Source organism: Neorhizobium vignae, assembly GCF_000732195.1.
Lineage (GTDB): Bacteria > Pseudomonadota > Alphaproteobacteria > Rhizobiales > Rhizobiaceae > Neorhizobium > Neorhizobium vignae.
Genome location: NZ_JNNU01000005.1, coordinates 228,822 through 252,967, shown reverse-complemented (window position 1 = coordinate 252,967; position 24,146 = coordinate 228,822). Strand labels below are relative to the sequence as shown.

24 protein-coding genes and 1 pseudogene are annotated in these 24,146 nt (G+C 62.4%); 5 read left to right on the top strand and 20 right to left on the bottom strand.

Annotated elements, in window-relative coordinates; all coding sequences use genetic code 11:
• Positions 1-4: 4 nt before the first annotated feature.
• From GQ59_RS31030 to rpsF, 17 genes and pseudogenes are all read right to left on the bottom strand, one after another.
• Positions 5-121 (bottom strand): annotated as a pseudogene (locus GQ59_RS31030) (DUF559 domain-containing protein); the annotation flags it as partial.
• 29 nt (positions 122-150) lie between these two features.
• Entirely contained in the window at positions 151-543 is a 393-nt protein-coding gene (locus GQ59_RS10345; protein WP_037080819.1) for a VOC family protein, read from the bottom strand.
• 35 nt (positions 544-578) lie between these two features.
• Positions 579-1,964 carry a cysteine--tRNA ligase gene (gene cysS, locus GQ59_RS10340; protein WP_037080817.1) on the bottom strand — a complete coding sequence of 462 codons (1,386 nt, stop codon included), beginning with the start codon at positions 1,962-1,964 and terminating at the stop codon, positions 579-581.
• A gap of 325 nt (positions 1,965-2,289) precedes the next feature.
• Positions 2,290-2,670 (bottom strand): hypothetical protein, encoded by a 381-nt coding sequence (locus GQ59_RS10335; RefSeq protein ID WP_037080815.1) that lies wholly within the window; start codon positions 2,668-2,670, stop codon positions 2,290-2,292.
• A 267-nt stretch (positions 2,671-2,937) separates the two neighbouring features.
• Positions 2,938-3,156, bottom strand: a complete 219-nt coding sequence (locus GQ59_RS10330) for a hypothetical protein (RefSeq protein WP_037080813.1) — start codon at positions 3,154-3,156, stop codon at positions 2,938-2,940.
• A gap of 102 nt (positions 3,157-3,258) precedes the next feature.
• Positions 3,259-3,999, bottom strand: a complete 741-nt coding sequence (locus GQ59_RS10325) for an SDR family NAD(P)-dependent oxidoreductase (RefSeq protein ID WP_037080810.1) — start codon at positions 3,997-3,999, stop codon at positions 3,259-3,261.
• A 225-nt stretch (positions 4,000-4,224) separates the two neighbouring features.
• Positions 4,225-5,727, bottom strand: coding sequence for an amidophosphoribosyltransferase (purF, locus tag GQ59_RS10320; RefSeq protein WP_037080808.1), 1,503 nt, complete (start codon positions 5,725-5,727; stop codon positions 4,225-4,227).
• 154 nt (positions 5,728-5,881) lie between these two features.
• On the bottom strand, positions 5,882-6,469 hold the full coding sequence (locus GQ59_RS10315; protein WP_037080806.1) for a CvpA family protein: 588 nt from the start codon (positions 6,467-6,469) through the stop codon (positions 5,882-5,884).
• 103 nt (positions 6,470-6,572) lie between these two features.
• A complete protein-coding gene (gene radA / locus GQ59_RS10310) occupies positions 6,573-7,976 on the bottom strand; it encodes a DNA repair protein RadA (protein ID WP_037080803.1) in 1,404 nt (467 codons plus the stop codon).
• 103 nt (positions 7,977-8,079) lie between these two features.
• Complete coding sequence (alr, locus tag GQ59_RS10305) at positions 8,080-9,243, bottom strand: alanine racemase (protein WP_037080800.1); 1,164 nt, start codon at positions 9,241-9,243, stop codon at positions 8,080-8,082.
• Between the two features lie 112 nt (positions 9,244-9,355).
• Positions 9,356-9,718, bottom strand: a complete 363-nt coding sequence (locus GQ59_RS10300; protein ID WP_037080798.1) for an HVO_A0114 family putative DNA-binding protein — start codon at positions 9,716-9,718, stop codon at positions 9,356-9,358.
• Positions 9,715-10,005 (bottom strand): toxin-antitoxin system TumE family protein, encoded by a 291-nt coding sequence (locus tag GQ59_RS10295; protein WP_037081138.1) that lies wholly within the window; start codon positions 10,003-10,005, stop codon positions 9,715-9,717. Before GQ59_RS10295 ends, GQ59_RS10300 begins: the two co-directional genes overlap by 4 nt.
• 46 nt (positions 10,006-10,051) lie before the next feature.
• Complete coding sequence (locus GQ59_RS10290; RefSeq protein ID WP_037080796.1) at positions 10,052-11,548, bottom strand: replicative DNA helicase; 1,497 nt, start codon at positions 11,546-11,548, stop codon at positions 10,052-10,054.
• Between the two features lie 255 nt (positions 11,549-11,803).
• Complete coding sequence (gene rplI, locus GQ59_RS10285) at positions 11,804-12,379, bottom strand: 50S ribosomal protein L9 (protein WP_037080794.1); 576 nt, start codon at positions 12,377-12,379, stop codon at positions 11,804-11,806.
• A gap of 37 nt (positions 12,380-12,416) precedes the next feature.
• The gene (locus GQ59_RS10280) at positions 12,417-13,403 is read right to left on the bottom strand and encodes a hypothetical protein (protein ID WP_037080791.1); all 987 of its coding nucleotides are present in this window, start codon (positions 13,401-13,403) and stop codon (positions 12,417-12,419) included.
• 159 nt (positions 13,404-13,562) lie between these two features.
• Positions 13,563-13,817: a 30S ribosomal protein S18 gene (gene rpsR, locus GQ59_RS10275; protein ID WP_007771634.1), complete on the bottom strand. Its 255-nt coding sequence runs from the start codon at positions 13,815-13,817 to the stop codon at positions 13,563-13,565.
• A 22-nt stretch (positions 13,818-13,839) separates the two neighbouring features.
• Positions 13,840-14,319: a 30S ribosomal protein S6 gene (gene rpsF, locus GQ59_RS10270; RefSeq protein WP_037080787.1), complete on the bottom strand. Its 480-nt coding sequence runs from the start codon at positions 14,317-14,319 to the stop codon at positions 13,840-13,842.
• Positions 14,320-14,887: 568 nt separating this feature from the next.
• Between rpsF and GQ59_RS10265 the strand changes: the two genes are divergently transcribed.
• On the top strand, positions 14,888-16,345 hold the full coding sequence (locus GQ59_RS10265) for a peroxidase family protein (protein WP_051903893.1): 1,458 nt from the start codon (positions 14,888-14,890) through the stop codon (positions 16,343-16,345).
• Positions 16,346-16,428: 83 nt separating this feature from the next.
• Here GQ59_RS10265 and GQ59_RS10260 read toward each other — a convergent pair whose 3' ends face one another.
• The 3 genes from GQ59_RS10260 to GQ59_RS10250 all read right to left on the bottom strand — a co-directional run bounded on the left by GQ59_RS10260 (position 16,429) and on the right by GQ59_RS10250 (position 20,288).
• A complete protein-coding gene (locus GQ59_RS10260; protein WP_244447944.1) occupies positions 16,429-17,388 on the bottom strand; it encodes an RTX toxin in 960 nt (319 codons plus the stop codon).
• A 210-nt stretch (positions 17,389-17,598) separates the two neighbouring features.
• Positions 17,599-18,897 carry an autotransporter outer membrane beta-barrel domain-containing protein gene (locus tag GQ59_RS10255; RefSeq protein ID WP_037080782.1) on the bottom strand — a complete coding sequence of 433 codons (1,299 nt, stop codon included), beginning with the start codon at positions 18,895-18,897 and terminating at the stop codon, positions 17,599-17,601.
• Between the two features lie 344 nt (positions 18,898-19,241).
• Complete coding sequence (locus GQ59_RS10250; protein WP_037080780.1) at positions 19,242-20,288, bottom strand: aldo/keto reductase; 1,047 nt, start codon at positions 20,286-20,288, stop codon at positions 19,242-19,244.
• A gap of 165 nt (positions 20,289-20,453) precedes the next feature.
• Between GQ59_RS10250 and fabD the strand changes: the two genes are divergently transcribed.
• The 4 genes from fabD (at position 20,454) to fabF (ending at position 24,080) form a co-directional block, all read left to right on the top strand.
• Complete coding sequence (fabD, locus tag GQ59_RS10245; RefSeq protein WP_037080778.1) at positions 20,454-21,401, top strand: ACP S-malonyltransferase; 948 nt, start codon at positions 20,454-20,456, stop codon at positions 21,399-21,401.
• 28 nt (positions 21,402-21,429) lie between these two features.
• Positions 21,430-22,167: a 3-oxoacyl-[acyl-carrier-protein] reductase gene (fabG, locus tag GQ59_RS10240; protein ID WP_037080776.1), complete on the top strand. Its 738-nt coding sequence runs from the start codon at positions 21,430-21,432 to the stop codon at positions 22,165-22,167.
• A 287-nt stretch (positions 22,168-22,454) separates the two neighbouring features.
• Positions 22,455-22,691 carry an acyl carrier protein gene (locus GQ59_RS10235; protein ID WP_003502080.1) on the top strand — a complete coding sequence of 79 codons (237 nt, stop codon included), beginning with the start codon at positions 22,455-22,457 and terminating at the stop codon, positions 22,689-22,691.
• Between the two features lie 126 nt (positions 22,692-22,817).
• On the top strand, positions 22,818-24,080 hold the full coding sequence (fabF, locus tag GQ59_RS10230) for a beta-ketoacyl-ACP synthase II (protein WP_037080774.1): 1,263 nt from the start codon (positions 22,818-22,820) through the stop codon (positions 24,078-24,080).
• The last annotated feature ends 66 nt before the right edge of the window (positions 24,081-24,146 follow it).

Below are 24,146 nucleotides of genomic sequence, written 5' to 3'. Positions count from 1 at the left end.
CCTCCTACGTACGTTCCGCGACCGTCAAAATGTGCAGGCAGACATTATCGATGTCTTTGAGAACGTCGTCGTTCCAGAAGGGCAGCACCATCCAGCCATCCTTTTCCAGGCGTCGGGTTCGGTCATAGCCATCCTACCGCTCCACAACTATCATGCACCCTCCGGGCTATGACACACCGCCTCGATATTGTTGCCGTCGGGGTCGAAGACGAAAGCGCCGTAATAGTTCGGGTGGTAATGTGTCCGCAGGCCGGGCGGACCGTTGTCGCGGCCGCCCGCGGTGATCGCGGCTTCGTAGAAGGCGTCAACCTCGGCGCGGCTGTTGGCGGTAAACGCGACGTGCTGGGAATGGCCGGGGACCGGCTTATCCTCATGCAGCCAATAGATCGGTCGCTCGCGCCCGTAGCCGCCGACCTTGACCCCACCCGTATACTCGGCCGGAACCATGTAAAGCAGCGAGGCGCCGAGCGGCGCGAAGGCTGCGTCGTAGAATGCCTTAGCCCGGTCGAAATCCGCGACCTTGATGCCCATGTGATCGATCATCGCGTTGCTCCTCGCCTTTGTCGGAGAGGTGAAGCTTACCGCTTCACCTCCCAGGTCGTCACCCTCTCGCCCGTCGCCGGGTCCTTGCCGTCCTTGAGCTGGATGCCCTTGTCCGACAGCTCGTTGCGGATCTTGTCGGCCTCGGCGAAATTTTTCGTCTTGAGCATTTCGAGCCGCAGGGCGACCAGCGCATCGACGGCGGATGCCAGCGCCTCGTCGACCTCGGTTTTCTCAGGCAGCACGCCGAGAAACGCCGCACTGGCGGCAAACACCGCAAGTGCGTCCGGGTCGCCATGGGCCTCCTGCGCCAGAGCGTGCAGCGCCTGCACGGCGGCGACCGTGTTGAGGTCGTCGGCAAGCGCATTGATCACCGTATCGCAAGGCGCGGCACCGGAAGCCTCCGCCGCCGGCCACTTTGCGAGAAGGCGTTCGGCCTCTTCCAGCCGCTTCACCGAAAAGTCGATCGGCTCGCGGTAGTGCGTCATCAGCATGGCAAGCCGCAGCACTTCGCCTGGCCATTTGCGGCCGCCGAATTTTTCGGTGTGCAGCAGGTCATAGATGGTGATGAAATTGCCCTCGGACTTCGACATCTTGCGGCCTTCGACCTGCACGAAGCCGTTATGCATCCAGACATTCGCCATCACCTCCGTGCCGTGAGCGCAGCGCGACTGGGCGATCTCGTTCTCATGGTGCGGGAAGATCAGGTCCAGCCCGCCACCATGGATGTCGAACACTTCGCCGAGATAACGCCGGCTCATCGCGGAGCACTCGATATGCCAGCCCGGACGGCCGCGGCCCCAGGGGCTTTCCCAGCCGGGTTCGTTGTGGGAGGAGAGCTTCCACAGCACGAAATCGCTCGGGCTTTTCTTGTGCGCATCGACCGCGACGCGGGCGCCGGCCTGCTGTTCGTCGAGCGGACGCTTGGAAAGCTGGCCGTAGTCGGCCATCGACTTGGTATCGAAAAGCACTTCCCCTTTTGCCACATAGGCATGACCGTTGCCGATCAGCTTCTCGATGATCTCGATCATCTCGGCAATGGTGTCGGTGGCACGCGGCTCGATCGTCGGTTCCAGATTGCCGAGGAGGGCGACGTCCTGGTGGTACTGCCTCTCGGTCTTTTCGGTGACGAGGCGGATCGCCTCGTTGAGAGGCAGGCCGGGATGGTCGCGCAGCGCCCGTGCATTGATCTTGTCGTCGACGTCGGTGATGTTGCGAGCATAGGTGACGTGGGCCTCGCCATAGACATGGCGGAGCAGCCGGAAGAGCACGTCGAAGACGATGGCCGGTCGGGCATTGCCGATATGGGCGTAATCGTAGACTGTCGGGCCGCAGACATACATGCGTACGTTCTGGGGGTCGATCGGCGCGAACGCCGTCTTTTCACGGGTCAGCGTATTGTAGAACCTGAGCGAAATGCTCATCGAAAAATCTCCCCAAAAGTCTCGCACGGCGAGCATCCGGCCGAGCGGGATGCCGAAAAGTGTACGCGGTTTTCGGACGACATCCCGCTCCCACTATCAACTAGGAGGCGGATGCTCTCGCGTTCACGAAACACGAAAGCATCCGGCTCCGGCCGGGTCGTTTGTCTTCAAGGCTTTTCGAGAGACGAAAACGGCCGGGCCAGCGCGAACGCTAGCGGATAATGATCCCACAAATGGAAATCGCCGTTTTCATGGAGGTGGTTATGGCGCGGGCAAGCCGTTTGGTCAAGTGGGCTTGACCCGCGCGGGATGCCCATAGCCGGCCCTACGCCGTCTTGCGGCCGATGCCGTTCCGGGCGACGGTGAACAGAAAGATCAGCATTGACACGACGGTGAGGATCGAGCCGATCGCGGCAAGCGCCTCGCCGCCCGCGGACACCGCCATCGCGATGCCCGGCACGATACAGAGCACGCCGAGAACCGCAAAGCCGAGATGGACCTTCGACAGCAGGGTGTCGGCAGCCGATGGCGTCACGGTGTAATAGAGGCCGAAAAGCCCCATCGTCGTCCAGCCGACCAGGTTCAGGTGCGCATGCGCCGGCGCCATCAGATGATCGCCGGAGATGGCCATCTGGATACCCCAGAACATGCCAACGGTGACACAGAGCACGGCGGCGCCGAAGAAATAGAAAGCGATGTTTCTCATCCGATTTCTCCTGAAATATGAAGTTCCTGCGCCCTATCGTAGGACCCGCAGCATAACGGGAAATCGATTCTTATCCATGGGGTAGAGGTCACGGCAATTCGGAGGAGGAGGCAGGGTTGGCGGATGTCGGCATTGGCCGATATGGGCGATTGCCGAAGCTGCTGCCGTGATAAACAAAGCTGATCGCCAGGTTCCCAGACGGCGGCGGCAGGCTCCAGGCGGGCAGGGAGGAGGATCTTTCCGCTGCTTCTGACGGATGCCGCCGCGTCAGCGACCTTTCTCGGTCGGTGGATTGCTGTTGTCGAGCAGGGCCTGGGCGATGGACTTGCGCCGCGCGTCGTCGGTCATGGCGGAACTGATCAGCCGCATCGCTTCCATGACGGCCGCTTCGCCATGCTCGCGGTGAAGGCGGGCCATCGCTGCGGCGACCAGATTGGCGGTTGCTGTCGCCTGTTCTCTTTGCTCTTCGGTAAGGTGCGGTTGCATGGACGTCCTTGCATTGCGGTGGCCGTTCTGGGGCGTTTCCTATCGACCTCCAGAATTGACCAATGTCAAATCCAAGTGCGCCCATGCGGCAAGGGGTCGCTTCTATTCTGGCGCGCGGAAATCCACGAACTTGTTATCGCGCACCACGAACAGGCGGCCGGTATCCTGAAGATCGGGGGAGGCGAGGAACAGGATTTTTTCGGCGACCTCCGACGGATGCGGCAGGGTTTCCGGGTCTTCGCCGGGCATGGCCTGGGCGCGCATGGCGGTGCGGGTGGCGCCGGGATTGACGATGTTGACCTTGAGCGGCGTGTGGGCGGTCTCCGCAGCCCAGATGCGGGCCATGTTCTCGACCGCCGCCTTGGAGATCGAATAGGCGCCCCAGAAAGCCGGCGCCTTGGAGGCGACGCCGGACGACAGGATCAGCGCGCGGCCGGCATCGGATTTGGTCAGCAGCGGCTCGACCGAGCGGATCAGCCGCCAGGTGGCGGTGACATTGGTCAGCATCACCTTTTCGAACACCTTTGCCTCGATATGGCCGAGCGGTGAGATGACGCCGAGAATGCCGGCATTCGCCACGAGGATGTCGAGCTTGCCCCAGCGCTCGAAGATCGAGGCGCCGAGCTTGTCGATCGCTGCCATGTCGGTGATGTCGAAGGGAACCAGCGTGGCGGTGCCGCCGGCCGCCTTGATCGCGTCATCGAGATCCTCGAGACCGCCGACGGTGCGCGCGGTGGCGATCACATGCGCGCCGGCCTTCGCGAGTGCCAACGCCGTGAAATAGCCGATGCCCCGCGATGCGCCAGTCACCAGCGCGATCCTGCCCTTCAGATCGATTGTCATGAATTTCCGCCCTCAAAAAGCAATGCGCGCAACGGTCGTTACAGTCGCCGATGGATGTTGGAGGAGGAGGCGACTGCTGCTTTTTGCACGAGTCCTGCCTCGATCTCCGTTGTCCCTGTGCTTGTCACAGCGATCCGGTGCGCGCAAGTCCTTGCGCGCGGGAGCCTTTTCACGGCTCCCGATATGGCTCGACGTTCCATTTCAGCTTCAGGGAAGAAGCTCACCTCACCCGTTGCTGGCCAGTACCGAAACCTTGCGGCCCATCGTCTCGCCGTCCTTGTCGAGTAGGCGGGTGGGGTAGTCGCCGGTGAAATAATGGTCGGTGAACTGCGGGCGGGCGTTGTTGCGGTCTTCGCCGCCGACGGCGCGATAGAGGCCGTTGAGCGACAGGAATGCGAGCGAGTCGGCGCCGATATACTGGCACATGGCTTCCAGGCTGTCGTACTGGTTGGCGAGCAGCTTGTCGCGGTCCGGCGTGTCGATGCCATAGAAGTCCGGATAATAGATCATCGGGCTGGCGACGCGCAGATGCACTTCCTTGGCGCCGGCATCGCGGATCATCCGCACGATCTTCAGCGAGGTGGTGCCACGTACCACCGAATCGTCGACCAGCACGACGCGCTTGCCCTCGATCATCGCCCGGTTGGCGGAATGCTTGAGCTTGACGCCGAAGGCACGGATCTGCTGGGTCGGCTCGATGAAGGTACGGCCGACATAATGGTTGCGGATGATGCCGTATTCGAACGGGATACCGCTTTCCTGCGCATAACCGAGCGCAGCCGGCGTGCCGCCATCCGGAACCGGCACCACGACATCGGCGTCGATCGGGGCTTCCTTGGCGAGGTTGATGCCCATGTTCTTGCGCGCCACATAGACGCTGCGACCGCCGACGACGGAATCGGGGCGGGCGAAATAGACGTATTCGAACAGGCAGAGCCGTTCGGCCTGGCCGTTGCCGGCCTTGCGGGCGTCGATCGAGATCGAACCGTCCGGCTGGATCTCGCAGATGATGACTTCGCCATTCTCCACGTCGCGGATGAACTTGGCGCCGATGATGTCGAGCGCGCAGGTTTCCGACGCGAAGATCGGCTTGCCGTCGAGTTCGCCCATGACCAACGGCCGGATGCCGGTGGGGTCGCGTGCGGCGATCAGCTTGGTGCGGGTGACGGCGAGCATCGAATAGCCGCCTTCCATCTGCCGGATCGCGTCGATGAACCGGTCGGCTGTCGACGAATAGCGGGAGCGGGCGATGAGATGCAGGACGACTTCGGTATCGGAGGTCGACTGACAGATGGCGCCGCCGGCGATCAATTGCCGGCGCAGGGTCAGGCCATTGGTGAAATTGCCGTTATGGGCAACTGCGATGCCGCCGACTTCGAGTTCGGCAAACAGCGGCTGGACGTTGCGCAGCGCCACTTCGCCGGTGGTCGAATAGCGGTTGTGGCCGATCGCGATATTGCCGGGCAGGCGGGCAAGAGTGACGGGATCGGTATAATGGTCGCCGACGAGGCCCATGCGGCGTTCCGAATGGAAGCGCAATCCGTCGAAGGAGACGATGCCGGCCGCTTCCTGACCGCGATGCTGCAGGGCATGCAGCCCGAGCGCCGTCAGCGTCGCAGCCTCGGGATGGCCGAGAATGCCGAACACGCCGCATTCTTCATGCAGCGTATCGCCATCCCACTCGTTGACGCTGTCTTCGGCGAACGTCTCGGAAACCGCCTGATTCATCTTGGCCCCTTATCCCTTTGGACAACCTGTCCCTGTCGGAAAAATGGAAAGGCCGGCCGGGGAGAACCTCCCCGGAAACCAGCCTGTTTTTTACTTGAATGCGAATGATACCACAAATGGTGACGTTTTGCGCTGCATCAAGCGCAAGATCGCGTCAATTATTTGTCGCAGGCGCGTCGTCTGCCGCCGGTTGATCCTGAGCCGGAGCGCCATCGGTCGGCGCTGCTCCGCGGCCGAGGATGCGGGCGCGGATCTGCGGCTCGATATCGGCGGGCAGCACGGCTTCGAGGCGGGCGACGAGCGTGTCGAGGAACGGCTTCGATTTCGCCTGCGTCACCCAGGTCGGCTGGGCGCTGGGGATCACCAGCCAGTTCCAGAACGCGACGGCCACGACGAGCAGCAGGATGCCGCGGGCGGCGCCGAACAGGAAACCCAGCGTCCGGTCGAGCGCGCCGATGCGGCTGTCGATGATGAAATCGGCGATCCGTGTGGTGATGAACGAGATGATGATCAGCGCGATGATGAAGATGGCGCCGGCGGATGCGGCGATCGCGATGCGCTCGTCACTGACGTGGGGCTTCACGTAGGGCAGAACCAGCGGGTAGAGGTAATAGGCTGCGGCAACCGAGCCCGCCCAGCTTGCGATCGACAGCACCTCTCGCGAAAAACCGCGAACCATGGCGAGCACGGCGGAAAACAGCGTCACACCGATGACAATACCGTCGAAAATCGTGATGGGCATAAATGATCTACTCCAGACTTGCCGACTTCAAGACTTGCCGGCTTTAGCCCGGCGCCCCGCCTTACCGCAGCCGTCATACATCAGCGGGCTTGTTAACGGAAGATCAATCATCTTCCGGCGTTTGCCTCAGCTTAGAAGCAGAACCGGCGATGCGTGACACCAGGTCCGGCAGGTCCTCGATCGTCACCCAGCGTCCGTTCGCACCCTTCGGCACCTCTGCGGACGTGGCCGGCAGCATCGCTCCTGCAAAACCAAGTTTCTCAGCTTCCTTAAGGCGTTGCGCAGTCTGCGAAACCGGCCGCACCGCGCCCGAGAGGCTGATTTCGCCGAAATAGACGCAATCGGCCGGCAGGGCAAGACCGGCCAGCGAGGATACCAGTGCGGAAGCGACCGCAAGGTCGGCCGCGGGCTCGGTGATGCGGTAACCGCCCGCGACGTTGAGATATACGTCGTGCTGTCCGAGCTTGACGCCGCAATGGGCCTCCAGCACCGCGAGAATCATCGACAGGCGCGACGAATCCCAGCCGACCACGGCGCGCCGCGGCGTGCCGAGCGAGGTGGGCGCCACCAGCGCCTGCACCTCGACCAGAACCGGCCGCGTACCCTCCATGCCGGCAAAGACGGCGGCGCCTGGCGATTTCGAGTTGCGCTCGCCGAGGAAGAGTTCGGACGGATTGGTGACTTCGCGAAGCCCCTTGTCGGACATTTCGAAGACGCCGATCTCGTCGGTCGGCCCAAATCGGTTCTTGACGGTGCGCAGGATGCGGTAGTGGTGGCCGCGGTCGCCTTCGAAATAGAGGACCGCATCGACCATGTGCTCGACGACGCGCGGGCCGGCGATCTGGCCTTCCTTGGTGACGTGGCCGACAAGGACCATGGCGGCCCCGGTCTGCTTGGCAAACCGGATCATTGCCTGCACGCCGGTGCGCACCTGGGTGACGGTGCCCGGCGCCGAATCGGCGGTATCGCTCCACAGCGTCTGGATCGAGTCGATGATCACGAGGTCCGGGCGCTTGCCTTCGCCGATCGTGGCGAGGATGTCCTCGACATTGGTTTCGGCGGCGAGCAGCACCTCGGTATCGGCCGCATCCAGCCGCTGGGCGCGCAGCCGCACCTGCGCCACCGCCTCTTCGCCCGAGACGTAGATGATCCGGTGGCCGCGGCGGGAGAGGGCGGCGGCCGCCTGCATCAGCAGCGTCGACTTGCCGATGCCCGGATCGCCGCCAACCAGCACCGCCGAACCGCGCACGAAACCGCCGCCGGTCGCCCGGTCCAGCTCGGAAATGCCGGTGAAGATGCGCGGCGCTTCCTCGGTTTCGCCCGACAGCGTGGTGAGCGCCACGGCGCGGCCCTTCTTCGGCACCTTGCCGGGGCCTCCGCCGATGCCGCCCATCATGTCGTCTTCGATAATGGTGTTCCACTCGCCGCAGCCGTCACACTTGCCGGCCCAGCGGTTATGCACCGTGCCGCAGTTCTGGCACACGAATTGGGTCTTTGCTTTTGCCATGGGATCAGTTGCCGCCTTCGATATTCACAAATTCCACCGTGAACAAAAGCGGAACCATTATTCTCTAGTCCGAAAATGCGGCGGATGGCAAGGAGGGAGGCAGCTATTCGGTTTCGATATACCTGCGCTCATAACGCAGGCCGAGGCTGGTGAGCAGCTCGTAGCCGATCGTGCCGGCGGCGCGGGCGACGTCGTCGAGAGCGACGTTCGGCCCGAACAGTTCGACATAGTCGCCGGCCTGGATCTCCGATGCCGGGATGTCGGTAACGTCGAAGATCGTCAGGTCCATGGTGATGCGGCCGATCACCGGCACCTTGCGGCCGGCGACGAAGCCGAAACCGCCATGGGCGACCGTCTGGCGCAGCGGCACGCCGGAGCCGGAGAGCGCCCGGCTGTAGCCGTCCGCATAACCCGCAGACACGATCGCCAGCCGGCTGTCGCGGGAAAGCTGATAGGTTCCGCCGTAGCTTACCGTCTCGCCCTTTTTCCCGTCGCGGATCTGGATGATGCGCGCTTCCGCCTTGGCGACCGGCTTCATCGGGTTCGGCACCCCGACGACCGCCTCGCCGCCATAAAGCGCGATGCCGGGACGGGTGAGATCGAAATGATAGTCCGGCCCCAGAAAGATCCCGGCGGAAGCCGAAAGGCTGGTCTCGATGCCTTCGAAAGCCTCCGCGACCCTCCGGAAAGCCGAAAGCTGTTTCTGGTTGAGGGGCGAGGAGGGCGTATCGCCGCTGTGAAGGTGCGAGAGTACCAGGACCGGCGAAAAACTCGCCGGCCGCGACACGTCGTCGGCAAAGGCGATCGCGTCCTCGAGCGGCAGGCCGAGCCGGTTGAAGCCGGTATCGACCTGCAGCGCGCAGGGGTGGTCACCGTATTCCGCCATCACCGACATCCAGAAGGCAAGCTGTTCTTCCGAGACGAGAACCGGCACCAGATCGTGTTCGAAGAACATCGGCTCCTGGCCGGGCCAGATGCCGGAGAGAACATAGATGCGGGCATCCGGCGCATAGGCGCGCAGCGTTACGCCTTCCTGCACCACCGCCACGAAGAAATCCCGGGCTCCGGCCTCGTAAAGCGCGGTGCCGCAATCCTCCAGCCCGAGGCCATAGGCATCGGCCTTGACGACGGCCGCTGCCCGCGCCGCTCCCGAGCGCCGCGCCATCTCCCGCCAGTTGTCACCAAGCGCACCCAGATCGACTGTCAGCCGGACCGGCGCGATATCGAAATCGTCGGGATAGGAAAGCTCGCTGTCGAAATCGGTCATGTCGGCTCGTAGGCATGAGGATGGTTGCAGCAATCCTACCGGTTTCGAAGGCAGGAAAAAGACCACGCCCGCAAAATCTTTCGCGCTGCACAATCTTTTGGGGGGCTACACGTCAGGCGACGCTGCGCAGATCGAAATCCGCATGAATGACGTCGTAGGGCACGTAGATCCGACCATCCTCGTTCACCTCGACGAGTCCCCATTCGATCAGGACCGCCGTGTCCTCGTGCACCCGCTTCACGTCGCGGGAAAGTGCGGCGGCCAGAGCCCGGTAGGTCGAGGGGCCGAGGCCTTGCAGTGTCTCGATCAAAGTCCAGCGTTTGGGAGCGAGAACGGTGAAAAGCTGTTCGGGTGAGGAGAAGCTGAAGACGTGATCTTGAGTTTTTCCGGTTTTCCACGCGGCGAGAAACCCTCCGGCGGCATTCTGAAGCACGGTCTCATCGTCTCGTTGAATTCGGATCGTGGCTGTCGTCATCGGCCGCGTTGCCTCCTTATGTGCACATCCCCGAGAAAATCGGCGATCAGCTTGTCAACTGTTGAGAATTCGTATGCTTCCTCGTGGCCCTTTATATGCCTGTGGTCACCCTTGCCTCTTTCGTTATCGTAGCCGACAACCCGCTGTCCTTCATAACCGTAGAACAGGCGATATTTGTAGTCGTGCCGGCTCCCGGCTACGGGATGCGGAAGCTTCCAGATGACCATCTCGACGATAGCGCCATCCGACAGGACATTCTTGGAGCGGTAAAGCAATTCCGCCTTCATGTTGGCGACAATGCCAACATGAAGGTGCTCTGTCAAATCAGACCGATCAATGCTCTTCGTACTGCGTGAAGCTCGGGTCGGCCAAATCGGCGAATCGGGTGTATTCCGACTGGAAGGCGAGCTTGACGGTTCCGGTCGGTCCGTGGCGCTGCTTGGCGATGATCACGTCCGCCGTGCCCTTGACCTTGTCCATCAGCACTTCCCATTCGGGATATTTCGGGTCGGCGATGTCGCGGGGTTCCATGTTCTTGACGTAATATTCCTCGCGGAACACGAAGAGCACCACGTCGGCGTCCTGTTCGATCGAGCCCGATTCGCGAAGGTCGGAAAGCTGCGGGCGTTTGTCGTCGCGGCTTTCCACCTGGCGGGACAGCTGCGACAGTGCGATGATCGGCACGTTCAGTTCCTTGCCGAGCGCCTTCAGGCCGGTGGTGATCTGGGTGATTTCCTGGACGCGGTTCTCGCCGGATTTGCCCGACCCGGTCATCAGCTGGATATAGTCGACCACCAGGCAGTCGAGGCCGCGCTGGCGCTTCAGGCGGCGGGCGCGTGCGGAAAGCTGAGCGATCGAGATACCGCCGGTCTGGTCGATGAACAGCGGCACCTTCTGCATCATCTGGCTGCAGGCGACGAGCTTTTCGAAATCCGCCTCGGTAATGTCGCCGCGGCGGATCTTTGACGAGGAGACTTCCGTCTGCTCGGAAATGATACGGGTGGCGAGCTGTTCGGCCGACATTTCGAGCGAATAGAAGCCGACGACGCCGCCATTCTTGGCCTTGAACGAACCGTCCGGCTGCACTTCCGGCTCGTAGGAGGCCGCGATATTGTAGGCGATGTTGGTGGCAAGCGAGGTCTTGCCCATGCCGGGGCGTCCCGCAAGCACGATCAAGTCGGAGCGCTGCAACCCGCCCATCTTGCTGTCGAGCGACATGATGCCGGTCGAGATGCCGGACAGGTGCCCGTCGCGCTCGAAGGCCTGGCCGGCCATGTCGATGGCAAGCGCCACCGCATCGTTGAACGACTGGAAGCCGCCGTCGTAGCGGCCGTTTTCGGCGAGCTCGAACAGCCGGCGTTCGGTATCCTCGATCTGCGTCTGCGGCGGCATGTCGAGCGGCGCGTCGAAGGCGATGTTCACCATGTCCTCGCCGATGGTGATCAGCGCGCGGCGCAGGGCCAGGTCGTAGATCGCCCGGCCGTAGTCTTCCGCGTTGATGATCGACACGGCTTCGGAGGCGAGGCGCGCGAGATATTGCGCCACCGTCAGATCGCCGACCTTGTCGTCGGCGGGCAGGAAGGTCTTGATCGTCACCGGATTGGCGGTCTTGCCCATGCGGATGATGTCGCCGGCGACCTCGAAGATCTTGCGGTGCAGCGGCTCGTAGAGATGGACGGGCTTCAGAAAGTCGGAGACGCGGTAATAGGCGTCGTTATTGACCAGGATTGCGCCGAGAAGCGCCTGTTCGGCCTCGATATTGTTCGGGGCTTCGCGGTAATGCGGCTCTGCCGGCTGGATATTGGCAAGCTTGCGTACTGCGTCGTTCATGGTCTTTTGTCCGTCCTGTCCTGCTGCCAAGCCGTCGGTTCTAACGGGTTGCGAGGCGTCCTGAAATGATTCAGTTCGCTACACACAGTGATTCACAGGCTGCTTACAAAATTACGGAAAACGGCACGAATCCGTTTGACTGTGGCAATCGGCGAATCGTTGGCGCGAGGCTTCATCCTACACGCTGAAAATAGACAAAAAAACGCCCAGGCCTTGTCGGCCCGGGCGCTCTTTGAACAGTCTTTGGAACGACGCTTATTCGTCGTCGCCGGCGCCGTCGGCTTCCGGATCGAAGAAGTCTTCCGGACGGAGCGCATCTTCGTCGACGCCGTAGATGGCGTCGGCGGAGGTGAGGCTTTCGCCCTGGGACTGGCGGCTGGCTTCTTCAGCCGAGCGGGCAACGTTCAGTTCGATCGAAACTTCGACTTCCGCATGCAGGTGCAGCGAGACCTTGTGCAGGCCGATTTCCTTGATCGGCGTGTTGAGGTCGACCTGGTTGCGGCCGATGGTGAAGCCTTCGGCAGCGAGCGCCTCGACGATGTCGCGGGCAGCGACGGAGCCGTAGAGCTGGCCGGTTTCGCCGGCGGCGCGCACGACGATGAAGGACTTGCCGTCGAGAACTTCGGCGACCTTGGCGGCTTCGCCCTTGCGCTCGAGGTTGCGTGCTTCAAGCGTGGCGCGCTCGGATTCGAAGCGCTTCTTGTTGGCTTCGTTGGAGCGGAGAGCCTTGCCGAGCGGCAGGAGGTAGTTACGGGCAAAGCCGTCGCGAACCTTGACGGTTTCGCCCATCTGGCCAAGCTTCGGTACGCGTTCAAGCAGAATGACTTGCATGGTTGTATTTCCTTTCGATCAGTCAGTTCTTGTTTTTTCAGTTCTTGTTTTCGGTGGTCTTGTTGTCGGGGCTCGCGCCGGTCTTGAGCGGAGTGAGCGCGATCGTCCGCCTCGTATCGGAAAGCCCCAGGATGAGGATCGCGATCGCCGGCAGGACGAGCATTGAAGAGAGGTAGCAGAGCACGAGGGCTGGGATGCGCCAGTCCTTGCCAAGGCTGCGGAAATGCAGGGAGGCGAAACCGGCCATCAGGAAGCCGGCGCCGAACGTGCCGCAGATCGTCGCGCCGATCATCGCCGGAACGCCACCCAGGAATGCGAGCACGATGCCGCCGAGGAAGATGAAGATCGCGTGCCGGTTCATCCGCAGTGCCGACGGCATGTCCTCGCGCGGACGCAGCGCCCGGCCGGAGCGCGACACGATGCGCACGGCGATGTAGAAGGCGGCAAACAGCAGTGTCACCCAGACGCCGCCCTGGACGAGCGGCAGCATCAGCACCAGCAGCGACTTGGTCTGCGCCAAGCCCGCCGGTTCCGGCGTGAAGGCTGGTTCCTGGGCCTGCAGAGCCGCGATCATCGCGTCGACCATCCGGTCCGTGAGCTCCGGGCCGTAGCCGATTGCGACCCCGAGCGCGATGACGGCGAGCGTCACCAGGCCGCAGAGATGCAGGAGGATATCTGAGATCGGGTACCAGGCCATCAGGTTGTCCGGGCCGCCGAGTTCGGAGGCGGGACGCGCGAGGTTGGCGAGATGCGAAAGCCAGCCCGCCGGGATCAGCGTGAATACCGCCATCGCGACGGCGAACATCGGCGAGACGAGGATGGCGCCGAGGATGCCGGCGGTCACGATGCCGATCGCGGCGGCGCGATTGCCCCAGCCGAGGCCGGCAATGAAGATCGGCAGCGAGGAGGCGGCGTAGAGCACGGACGCAAACGACAGCTGCGCATTCGCACCCAGCACGAGCAGGGTGGCGGCAATGCCGGCAAGAATGCCGGTCGGGAGCACTGTCTGAATCTTGTTCGTCACGGTCTCGCTGTCCTGCTTTTTGAAGCAGTTAGGGGACAAGTCCTGAATCGATCTCTCAGGCGCTTCATCCCCAACATGGGGTTTGGGAGGTTCCGATCCGCGCCCATCGCGGAAGGGATGAACCCGCTGACTTTTGATCAGCGGGTCCGGTGTTCTGAATTACGCTACGACGTAGGGCAGCAGGCCGAGGAAGCGGGCGCGCTTGATCGCCTGGGCGAGTTCGCGCTGCTTCTTCTGGGAAACGGCCGTGATGCGCGACGGAACGATCTTGCCGCGCTCGGAAATGTAGCGCTGCAGGAGGCGTACGTCCTTGTAGTCGATCTTCGGCGCATTGGCACCCGAGAACGGGCAGGTCTTGCGGCGGCGATGGAACGGACGGCGTGCCTGGGAGGAGGATGATGATACGTCAGCCATGGTCTTTTCTCCTTAGCCTCTATTACGCACGGTCTTCGCGCGGACGGCGCTCGAAGCCGCCTTCACGCGGACCACGGTCCGGACGGTCGCCGAAGCCGCCTTCGCGGCGCGGCGGGCGGTCGCCAAATTCGCGGCGCGGACCACGGTCGTCGCCATCACGGCGCGGGCGGTCGTCACGGTCGCGCTTCTGCATCATCGCCGACGGACCTTCTTCATGCTTCTCGACGGCGATCGTCATGTAGCGAAGAATGTCTTCGTTGATGCGCATCTGGCGTTCCATCTCGTGCACGGCCGGAGCCGGTGCGTCGATGTCCATCAGGGCGTAATGAGCCTTGCGGTTCTTGCTGATGCGGTAGGTGAGGGACTTGAGGCCCCAGTTTTCAATGCGCCCGACTTTGCCGCCGTTAGCTTCGATGACGCCCTTGTACTGTTCGACGAGGGCATCAACCTGCTGAGCGGACATATCCTGCCGGGCAAGGAATACGTGTTCGTAAAGAGCCATGTAAGCTTTGCCTTTTCTTGCGGTTGTCTACCCGGACCTCGGCGGCTAAGCCTCAACGACTGCTCCTGAACGGGGAAACCCCAGGCAAGAAAAGTGTTGTATCGAGACGGTCGAGAGCGGAGACACGGGAGGCTTGGACCCTGTGGTCCCTGCGGCGTCCTTTTCGAGGAAGCCTGCCCTCCGTTCAGCCACCAGCCAGAAGACCGGGTGTTGCGAACAGCGCGCTTATACGGATTTTTGGAGAGAAGGCAAGGGTGGTTCCTGGAATGTAATCAATTAGCGGCGCCTAAATTATACTTAAGGTAGAGTTAACAGGTATGCAGGTTGAAAATTCGAGTAATTGGAGTATAGTCCGCCGCGGGAAAAGTGCTGGAGGGTATTCAGTCAAAGTGGAGGGGAATTTGTCATGCATCATGGAGAGAAGAACTTTGAAGTAACCGCACCACGTTCTCGATTTTACCAAGGGGGTTTCGGGCGGTTGTTTCCAGAACTTCCAGGCTGGGAGCCGGATACAACCGGTTTTACAGGTGCAGGGATAGGTAGTGCTGCGGCACTTGAAGCCTATTTCATGAATTTCGTCGCGACCAAGATGGTCGATACGACGGCGCCGCCTGCGGGCGACTCCAAACTTCCGTCCGGTTACGTCTATTTCGGTCAGTTCATCGACCATGACCTGACGCTGGACACGACGCCGCTCAGCGAGGCGGAACTCGATCCGAACCGGCTTCATAACTTCCGGACGCCGCGGCTCGATCTCGATTGCATCTACGGGCAGGGGCCGGATGCGCAGCCCTATCTCTACGACAAGGCTGCGCCGGGCTGTTTTCGGATCGGGGAGATCGCGGGCACGGCGTTCAAGGATCTGCCGCGCGCCGCAGGCCAGGATACCGCTCTGATCGGCGACCCGCGCAATGACGAGAACGCCATTGTCGCTCAGCTGCACCTGGCTTTCCTCTTGGCCCATAACACGCTCGTCAAGGCGGCGATCAAGAAGGGCATGCCGTCCAGGAGGGCTTTCGAGGCGGCACGGAAGACGCTGCGGCGTCTCTACCAGTGGATTATCTGGCATGACTACATGGCCCGCATCTGCGATCCCTCCGTCCACAAGCGGGCGCTTCGCAAGGACCGCGACGCCGGCAACGGGCGAACCTCCTGGGAGCTCGGCTACGAAGATGTCTATGACTGGAAGAACAATCCGTTCATGCCGCTGGAGTTTTCGGTCGCCGCCTACCGGTTCGGGCATTCGCTGGTCCGCAACGGCTACCAGACGAATTTCGCCAAGGGCGTCGGCGTCTTCACGCCGACCTTCAAGTTCAATGCCGAGGATCTGCGAGGGTTTCGCGCGCTGCACGCGGACCGGGTCGTGCAGTGGGACTGGTTCCTCAGGATGTCGTCCTCCGTTCGGCCGACATTCCCGCAGGTGGCCCGAAAATTCGACAGCGTGCTGGCGAATGCGCTGCGTGAACTGCCGGAGGATCCCGACAAGCCGGGTGACAACACCAGGATCCTCAACGTGCTTGCGGCCCGCAATCTGGTGCGCGGCGTCAGGATGCAACTGCCGTCGGCCATCGAGATCGCCAAGCTTTTGGACATCCCGATCATCAATATCGCCGAAACCGAGCGGGAAGCCCTCTGGTATTATATTCTGAAGGAGGCCGAATTCGACGCTCAGGTCGAAGGCTCGACGCTGACCGTCGGCGGCGCCGGCGATCGCCTGGGAACGCTCGGCTCGATCATCGTCGCGGCGACGTTCGCAGGTCTCCTGAAGGGCGATCCACTGTCGTTCTTCAATCTGGAGCCCGGATGGACGCCCGACAAGGACGAGCTGCTCGACAGCGTCGAGGCGGACCTGATCGCCGCCGGCAAGCCCGGCCTCAATGCCGATGAACAGGTCAATGGCCGCAAATGGGGGCTGCCGACCATCATCCGCCTCTCGGGCCTGCCGGTCGACGCGGCGCCGTTCCGGCCGACGCCGGTACCGGTTCCCGAGCCCGTCGTCGAGCCCGCGGCACCGCCGACGGAATGATAACCATCGGGGATATCGCCGGGAGAACCGGCGATATCCCCGATCATGTCCCGGGAGGGCATGCTTTTGCTTGGCGGGTTGGATCAGCCGATCTTGAGGACCGTCTGTCCCTTTTCGAAAGCGAAACCATAGGTGAGGGCACCATTCTTCAGCGCCTTGCCGTCGAGCGTCACGGTGATCTTGTCTTCGGAGCCCTTGAACGAGGCGGTCAGCACATTGTCCTTGACGGAAATGCCGACATCCTTCTCGAAATAGCCGTCGAACCGCAGCGAGATCGGGCCGTCGGTGGCAATCGTATCCTCGCCGCCATTCTTGCCGAACGTGTATTCGACGACGCCCTGGCCGGACGGTTTGCCGGTCTGGTGGATGGTAACGGTGTCATTGCCTGCGCCGCCCGAGGCAAAGATGCGGCGTCCTTCGAGGTAGAGCGTATCGTCGCCGTCGCCGCCATCGATGCCGGTCATCGTCTCGGCCGAGATCCGGATGCTGTCGGCACCGTCGCCGCCCGAAATCTCCATCGCCAGCTTGCCCGCAAGCCGGATGTCGTCCTTGCCGGCGCCGCCGTTTATGGCGCGCAAGAGGGTGGCCTTTGCCTCGATCTTGTCGGCGCCGTCGCCGGCCTCGACACCGGAGACGGAAGCTGTCTTGATCTTCAACGTATCGTCGCCGGCACCGCTATCGACATTGTAGACGGCACGGCCGGTCATCGTCAGGCTATCGTCGCCTTCGCTGCCGGAAGCGTGGGTAATGTAGCCGAGGCTCTCGCTGACGTTCACCTCGGACGTATCGTCGGCCTTGCCGAGTGCGAGGATCTCGACGATCCGCGCAAGCGCCCGCTGCGCCGGCCCCTGCGTGTCGGGCTCGATGCCGCCCGCGCTGCCCGAAGTGAAACCCTGGGCATTGCCGGATGTGTGGCTTGCCGAAACGGACGGACCGGAAAACAGCAGCGATGCGTAGCTCGCCGCATTGGAGTTCCGGTAGAAGGCGTTGGTGATGCTGGTGATGGCTCTGTCCTCCGGCACGCGGCCCGTCAGAGGCCGCAAGTCCCGTCTTTCACATGCCGCCATCATACCGGACATTGATTGAGAACAGCTTATAGAAGCTGAGGGCCGCGAGACAGCGGCATCGCTTTGCGCGGTAAGCGCTTCGTAAAGAAAAAGGAGCGGTTTTCGCAACGGCGGACTATTGCCCGATTAAGCCGGGAGGAGGCGTTGCCGCATCATGCCGAAAGGCCTCCGCCAGCGGACGTAACCTTACCGGTGGAAGGAGCCGACGTGATTGTCTTCACTCCGGTCGAAGACCGGCGGGGCTGGCGTGTTCTCCGCAATATACCGGTCGTCGGCAATCAGCAGCGACTGTGTTTCCGGCCTGTAGACCAGATGGATGTTGCCGGCATCGGCCATCCGCCCGCCGAGCTTCACGGTGATGCTGTCCGTGGTGCCGGCAAAGCCGATCGTCATGGTGTCGCCGTCCACGGTGATGCTGGCCTTGCTCATGTCGAGCCGCCGGGTGCCGTCCTCGCTGAAGCCGTTGATTTCGAGCGGGCCCTTGGTGACGATCACATCGCGGCCATCGCCGGCGCTGAAATAGTAGCTGGCCTCAGTCCGGCCCTTGTTGTCGAGCACGACATGGTCATCGCCCTTGCCGCCCGAAATATTTCTGAGGAAGCCTTCTGTCGTGACGATGATCGTATCGTTGCCGTCACCGCCATCGATGTCGCTCGCATGGGAGGCATTGACGACGATCATGTCGTCACCGGCGCCTCCGTCGAGAACTGACATGTCTTTTGCCTGCGCGGTGATCGTGTCGTTGCCGTCGCCGCCGTGGATCCCGTCAGCCCTCCCGTTGGCCTTGATGTCGATGATATCATTGCCGGCGTCACCATCGACATTGCTGACCCAGCCGCCGGCCTTGATGTCGACGATATCATTGCCGTCGCCGCCGCCGATCCGGCCGATGCCCGCGGAACTGACGAGTTCCAGCGTATCGTTGCCGGCTCCGCCGTAGATATTGTCTACACCCTGGTTCATCGGATTGTAGTATCCGGAGCCGCCGCCCGTGCCGGAAATCGTCACAATGTCGTCGCCGGCACCGCCATAGACGCGGGTGACTGGCCCCTGGGCGTCGATCAGGACCTGATCGTTGCCGTCGCCACTGTCGACGTTGTCCACCGCCGAGTAGAGATCACTGGGTTTTTTGAATTCGGTATTCGTCGCCACGATGTCAATGAGGTCGTTGCCGCCGCCGCTCGATACGCCATAGGCGGCTCCGGCGCGGATTTGGATCGTGTCGTCGCCATCGCCGGTCTTGGCCGTCGCCATCCCGCCCTCGGCATCGATCTCGACCTGACTCTTGCCCTGGGCATCCATGATGATGCGGATCAAGAGGTCGACCGCCGCGCTGGCGGTGTGGTTGGACGTGAGGGCCAGACCCGCGGAGGCGGTATAGGATGAGCCGTCGGTGCCGGTCTGACCCATCGATACGGATTGGAGAAGCAGCAGCGCGGAGCTGCCCGAATAGGCGGCGCTCAAAGACGATACGGCGCTGAGCATGCTCGTTCTCCCAAGTCGAGAATGGCAGGAGGCGACCGAGATCCTCGAATGTGATCGCCTGTAAGATTGCGATCGAAAGTGTGGGAGGAGCGTTAAGAAAGTCTTAATCCGGGTTGCAAGATATGTTATTTCTTCATCCCTGGATTGCAATTCCGTGGGGTCTTTAGGTCCGTTCAGCCGGGCATGGTTGCAAGCGTCAGCACGACGCTCAAGAGCGATTTCTGGTATTCGGCCAGCGACGAGCGGAAATGCCGGTCAAGCCAGGGAGCGATGCTCGCCTTATGCCCGATCTAAGTCGTTCCGGCTCGTGACATGGCTGCGCTCCCTGATGTGATGCCGCGATCTTACAGCGGCATCGGCCACTGCCGATGAACCTCGGCGATATCCGCAAACACCTCGTCCGAGAGTGTCAGGTCGGCAGCCGCCATGTCGTGCTTCAGCTGGGCCATCGACGTCGCGCCGATGATGGCTGCGGCCATGAAGGGGCGCGACAGGCAGAAGGCGAGTGCCATCTGGGCGAGGTCGAGGCCGTGCTTTTCGGCGACCCCGATATAGGCCTTCACCGCCGGCTCCTGATAGGGCGTCAGGCGGCCGCCGAGATCCGTGTTGATCGTCGCCCGCGACCCTTCCGGCCTCGCGCCGTTCTGGTACTTGCCCGTGAGGAGGCCGGCGGCGAGCGGCGAATAGGCCATCAGCCCGACATCCTCGTGATGGGCGACTTCTGCGAGGTCGAGATCGAAGTGGCGATAGAGGAGATTGTATTCGTTCTGCAGCGAGGCGATGCGCGGCAGGGCCTTCTTCTCCGACAGGCGGAGATATTTCATCGCGCCCCAGGCGCTTTCATTGGAAAGGCCGACAGCGCGCAGCTTGCCGTCCTTCACCAGCTCGCCGAGCGTTTCGAGGATTTCGGCGATTTCTGCGGCGGCCTTGTCGCGATCCTGCTTCGAAACGTCGAAGGTCCAGGAATTGCGGAAATGGAAGGTGCCTCGGTTCGGCCAGTGGATCTGGTAGAGGTCGAGATAATCGGTCTGCAGGCGCTTGAGACTGGCATCGACTGCCTGGCGGATGGTGGCCGCTTCGATCTCGCGGCCCTCGCGGATATGCGGGCGGCCGCTGCCTGCGATCTTCGTGGCGAGGACGAGGTCCTTGCGCTTGGCCGCGTTCTTCTTCAGCCACGTGCCGATATATTCCTCGGTGCGGCCATAGGTGGCGGGAGTGACCGGCGTGGTCGGATAGAGTTCGGCGGTGTCGAAGAAGTTGATGCCGTTCTCGAACGCGTAGTCCATCTGTTCATGGGCTTCGGTTTCCGAATTCTGGGTGCCCCAGGTCATCGTGCCGAGGCAGATTTCCGACACGGAGAGGTCCGTGCGCCCAAGTTTCCTGTATTTCATGCCAACAGATCCCGTCCTTAAAAAGTCGGCGGCACTCTAAGCGCGATTTGACGAAGCGCAAGGGGACAAGAGGCCGGAAAAGGCCCCGAAAACCGCGCCGCCCTTGACTCTCCGGGCCGGAATGTGAATGGAGAGGGCAAAACATAAGGGAAGGAAATCATCCCCATGAGCACGATCGCATTCACGTTCCCCGGCCAGGGCAGCCAGGCTGTCGGCATGGGCAAGGATCTGGCGGAGGCTTTTCCCGAAGCTCGTGCCGTCTTCGATGAAGTCGACGAGGCGCTCGGCCAGAAGCTCTCCGACGTTATGTGGAACGGGCCGGAAGAAACCCTGACGCTGACCGCCAATGCGCAGCCGGCACTGATGGCCGTTTCTGTCGCGGCGATCAGGGTCATGGAAGCGCGAGGCCTGAAGCTCGCCGACAAGGTGGCGTTCGTCGCCGGCCATTCGCTCGGCGAATATTCGGCGCTGTGTGCCGCCGGCACCTTCTCGCTCGCCGATACGGCGCGGCTGCTGCGCATCCGCGGCGACGCGATGCAGTCGGCAGTTCCGGTCGGGCAGGGCGCCATGGCGGCGATCATCGGTCTCGAACACGGTGACGTCGATGCGATCTGCGCTGAAGCGCGCGATGCCGGCGTCTGCCAGATCGCCAACGACAATGGCGGCGGCCAGCTGGTCATCTCCGGCTCCAAGGCGGCGGTCGAAAAGGCTGCGGCGCTTGCGACCGAGAAGGGCGCCAAGCGCGCCATCATGCTGCCGGTCTCCGCACCCTTCCACAGCGACCTGATGGCGCCGGCGGCCGACGCCATGCGCCACGCGCTCGACAAGGTGGAGAAGAACAACCCGGTCGTGCCGGTCGTCGCAAACGTGCGTGCCATGCCGGTCTACGATGCCGACGAGATCGCCAGGCTGCTGGTCACCCAGGTGACGGGCCAGGTGCGCTGGCGCGAGACGGTGGAATGGTTCGGCGCCAACGGCGTCATCACGCTCTACGAGATCGGCTCGGGAAAAGTGCTGACCGGTCTTGCCCGCCGCATCGACAAGAATATCTCCGGCATTGCCGTCAACACGCCGGCCGATATCGAAGCCGCGCTCGCAGCCATTCTCGGCTGAAACCAAAGACACGCGAAGGAACACGATCATGTTTGATTTGACCGGCCGCAAGGCATTGGTGACGGGCGCAACCGGCGGGCTCGGCGAAGAGATCGCCCGGATGCTCCATAAGCAGGGCGCCACCGTCGGCCTGCACGGCACGCGCGTCGAGAAGCTCGAGGCACTCGCCGCCGAACTCGGCGACCGGGTCAAGATCTTTCCGGCCAACCTCTCGGACCGCGCCGAAGTGAAGGCGCTCGGCGAAAAGGCCGAGGCCGAGCTCGAAGGCGTCGACATCCTCGTCAACAATGCCGGCATTACCAAGGACGGCCTCTTCGTGCGCATGAGCGACGATGACTGGGATGCGGTGCTCGAAGTCAACCTCACGGCGGTCTTCCGCCTGACCCGCGAACTCACCCATCCGATGATGCGCCGCCGCTACGGCCGCATCATCAACATCACCTCCGTGGTCGGCGTCACCGGCAATCCGGGCCAGACCAACTACTGCGCCTCCAAGGCCGGCATGATCGGGTTTTCGAAGTCGCTCGCCCAGGAAATCGCCACCCGCAACGTGACGGTCAACTGCGTCGCGCCGGGCTTCATCGACAGCGCCATGACCGGCAAGCTGAATGACAAGCAGAAGGAAGCGATCCTCGGCGCCATTCCGATGAAGCGCATGGGCGCCGGATCGGACATCGCGTCTGCGGTCCTTTATCTCGCCTCCAGCGAGGCGGGTTACGTCACCGGCCAGACCCTGCATGTCAACGGCGGCATGGCGATGATCTGATTGAGTGCCGCCTTCGAGAAAACACGTTACAATCGGTTGTTGGCGGCTGTGCAATGGAACAAATTCTGGCTTTGCTGAACACGGAAACCATGTTAAGCGGGCCATGACTGTGAATGGTCACCCTGAAATGCAGGCCGTCATATTGCGTGAGTGCAATAGGATCGGAACCTGAAAAGGGGAGAACGGGTTTGCCCGCATCGGCGCTGAACAAGCGGCGGTCGCAGGTTTTTAACAGGGTGCGGATGCCGATCGGGCATTCGATAAAGACAAAGGTCGAGGAAACCGACATGAGCGATATCGCAGAACGCGTTAAGAAAATTGTTATTGACCACCTCGGCGTTGACGCCGACAAAGTCGTCGAAGGCGCAAGCTTCATCGACGACCTCGGTGCGGACTCGCTCGACACCGTCGAACTGGTCATGGCTTTCGAGGAAGAATTCGGCGTTGAAATCCCTGACGACGCTGCCGATTCCATCCTGACCGTCGGCGACGCTGTGAAGTTCATCGAGAAGGCCCAGGCCTGATCAACCCGACATAGTGGGGATGAGCCGCAAGGCAGATCCCGAAAACGGCCCGCTTGTTCGGGCCGTTTCAGCAATTGGGGCTTGGGCCCTGAAAATCGAGAAAAATTATAGGGTAGGGCACTGGCGATGAGACGGGTCGTTATCACCGGTACCGGCATGGTATCTCCTCTCGGATGCGGAACGGAAATCAGCTGGTCGCGCTTGCTGGCCGGCGAGAACTCCGCTCGCGTCGTCACTGAATTCGAGGTCGAAGACCTTCCCGCAAAGATCGCCTGCCGTATTCCTGTCGGCGACGGTTCCGATGGCACGTTCAACGTGGACCAGTGGATGGAGCCGAAGGAACAGCGCAAGGTCGATCCCTTCATCATCTACGGTGTGGCCGCCGCCGACATGGCGCTCGAAGATGCCGGCTGGCATCCGAAGACCGACGAGGACCAGATCGCCACCGGCGTGCTGATCGGCTCGGGCATCGGCGGCCTCGAAGGCATTGTCGAGGCAGGCTATACGCTGCGCGACAAGGGCCCGCGCCGCATCTCGCCCTTCTTCATTCCCGGCCGGCTGATCAACCTCGTCTCCGGGCAGGTGTCGATCCGCCACAAGCTGCGCGGTCCGAACCACGCCGTCGTCACGGCCTGTTCCACCGGGGCGCACGCGATCGGCGACGCGGCCCGGATGATCGCCTTCGGCGATGCCGAGGTGATGGTCGCCGGCGGTGCGGAATCGCCGATCTGCCGCATTTCGCTGGCCGGTTTCGCCGCCTGCAAGGCGCTTTCGACCCAGCACAACGACGATCCGCAGAAGGCCTCGCGCCCCTATGACCGTGACCGCGACGGTTTCGTCATGGGCGAAGGCGCCGGCATCGTGGTTCTGGAAGAGCTGGAACATGCCAAGGCCCGCGGCGCCAAGATCTATGCGGAAGTGGTCGGCTACGGCATGTCCGGCGACGCATTCCACATCACCGCGCCTTCGGAAGACGGCGACGGTGCGTTCCGCTGCATGACGGCGGCGCTGAAACGTGCGGGTCTCTCGGCGTCGGACCTCGACTACATCAATGCCCACGGCACTTCGACCATGGCCGACACGATCGAGCTCGGCGCGGTCGAGCGTCTGGTCGGCAACGCAGCTTCGAAGATCTCCATGTCGTCGACCAAGTCGGCGATCGGCCATCTTCTCGGGGCTGCCGGCGCGGTCGAAGCGATCTTCTCGGCGCTCGCCATTCGCGACAACATCGCGCCGCCGACGCTCAACCTCGACAATCCCGATGTCGAGACGGCGATCGACCTCGTGCCGTACAAGGCGCGCAAGCGCGAGATCAACGTCGCGCTGTCGAACTCCTTCGGTTTCGGCGGCACCAACGCATCTCTCGTGCTGCGCCGCTACGAAGCCTGATCCTTTGGGGCCTGAGCTTTCGGGGCCGGATTTTCAGGGCCTCGATTGTTTCTGGCGCTGAAACAT

What these genes read in the sequence shown, in the direction of transcription:
- radA (WP_037080803.1), bottom strand. Translation starts at nt 7,976, where the DNA reads ATGGCAAAAGCAAAGACCCAATTCGTGTGCCAGAACTGCGGCACGGTG.
- rplI (WP_037080794.1), bottom strand. Translation starts at nt 12,379, where the DNA reads ATGCAAGTCATTCTGCTTGAACGCGTACCGAAGCTTGGCCAGATGGGC.
- GQ59_RS10325 (WP_037080810.1), bottom strand. Translation starts at nt 3,999, where the DNA reads ATGACAATCGATCTGAAGGGCAGGATCGCGCTGGTGACTGGCGCATCG.
- GQ59_RS10300 (WP_037080798.1), bottom strand. Translation starts at nt 9,718, where the DNA reads ATGACGACAGCCACGATCCGAATTCAACGAGACGATGAGACCGTGCTT.
- fabF (WP_037080774.1), top strand. Translation starts at nt 22,818, where the DNA reads ATGAGACGGGTCGTTATCACCGGTACCGGCATGGTATCTCCTCTCGGA.
- alr (WP_037080800.1), bottom strand. Translation starts at nt 9,243, where the DNA reads ATGACCGATTTCGACAGCGAGCTTTCCTATCCCGACGATTTCGATATC.
- GQ59_RS10235 (WP_003502080.1), top strand. Translation starts at nt 22,455, where the DNA reads ATGAGCGATATCGCAGAACGCGTTAAGAAAATTGTTATTGACCACCTC.
- rpsF (WP_037080787.1), bottom strand. Translation starts at nt 14,319, where the DNA reads ATGGCTCTTTACGAACACGTATTCCTTGCCCGGCAGGATATGTCCGCT.
- GQ59_RS10250 (WP_037080780.1), bottom strand. Translation starts at nt 20,288, where the DNA reads ATGAAATACAGGAAACTTGGGCGCACGGACCTCTCCGTGTCGGAAATC.
- fabD (WP_037080778.1), top strand. Translation starts at nt 20,454, where the DNA reads ATGAGCACGATCGCATTCACGTTCCCCGGCCAGGGCAGCCAGGCTGTC.
- GQ59_RS10255 (WP_037080782.1), bottom strand. Translation starts at nt 18,897, where the DNA reads ATGCTCAGCGCCGTATCGTCTTTGAGCGCCGCCTATTCGGGCAGCTCC.
- fabG (WP_037080776.1), top strand. Translation starts at nt 21,430, where the DNA reads ATGTTTGATTTGACCGGCCGCAAGGCATTGGTGACGGGCGCAACCGGC.
- purF (WP_037080808.1), bottom strand. Translation starts at nt 5,727, where the DNA reads ATGAATCAGGCGGTTTCCGAGACGTTCGCCGAAGACAGCGTCAACGAG.
- GQ59_RS10290 (WP_037080796.1), bottom strand. Translation starts at nt 11,548, where the DNA reads ATGAACGACGCAGTACGCAAGCTTGCCAATATCCAGCCGGCAGAGCCG.
- GQ59_RS10315 (WP_037080806.1), bottom strand. Translation starts at nt 6,469, where the DNA reads ATGCCCATCACGATTTTCGACGGTATTGTCATCGGTGTGACGCTGTTT.
- GQ59_RS10335 (WP_037080815.1), bottom strand. Translation starts at nt 2,670, where the DNA reads ATGAGAAACATCGCTTTCTATTTCTTCGGCGCCGCCGTGCTCTGTGTC.
- GQ59_RS10265 (WP_051903893.1), top strand. Translation starts at nt 14,888, where the DNA reads ATGAATTTCGTCGCGACCAAGATGGTCGATACGACGGCGCCGCCTGCG.
- GQ59_RS10330 (WP_037080813.1), bottom strand. Translation starts at nt 3,156, where the DNA reads ATGCAACCGCACCTTACCGAAGAGCAAAGAGAACAGGCGACAGCAACC.
- rpsR (WP_007771634.1), bottom strand. Translation starts at nt 13,817, where the DNA reads ATGGCTGACGTATCATCATCCTCCTCCCAGGCACGCCGTCCGTTCCAT.
- GQ59_RS10295 (WP_037081138.1), bottom strand. Translation starts at nt 10,005, where the DNA reads ATGAAGGCGGAATTGCTTTACCGCTCCAAGAATGTCCTGTCGGATGGC.
- GQ59_RS10345 (WP_037080819.1), bottom strand. Translation starts at nt 543, where the DNA reads ATGATCGATCACATGGGCATCAAGGTCGCGGATTTCGACCGGGCTAAG.
- cysS (WP_037080817.1), bottom strand. Translation starts at nt 1,964, where the DNA reads ATGAGCATTTCGCTCAGGTTCTACAATACGCTGACCCGTGAAAAGACG.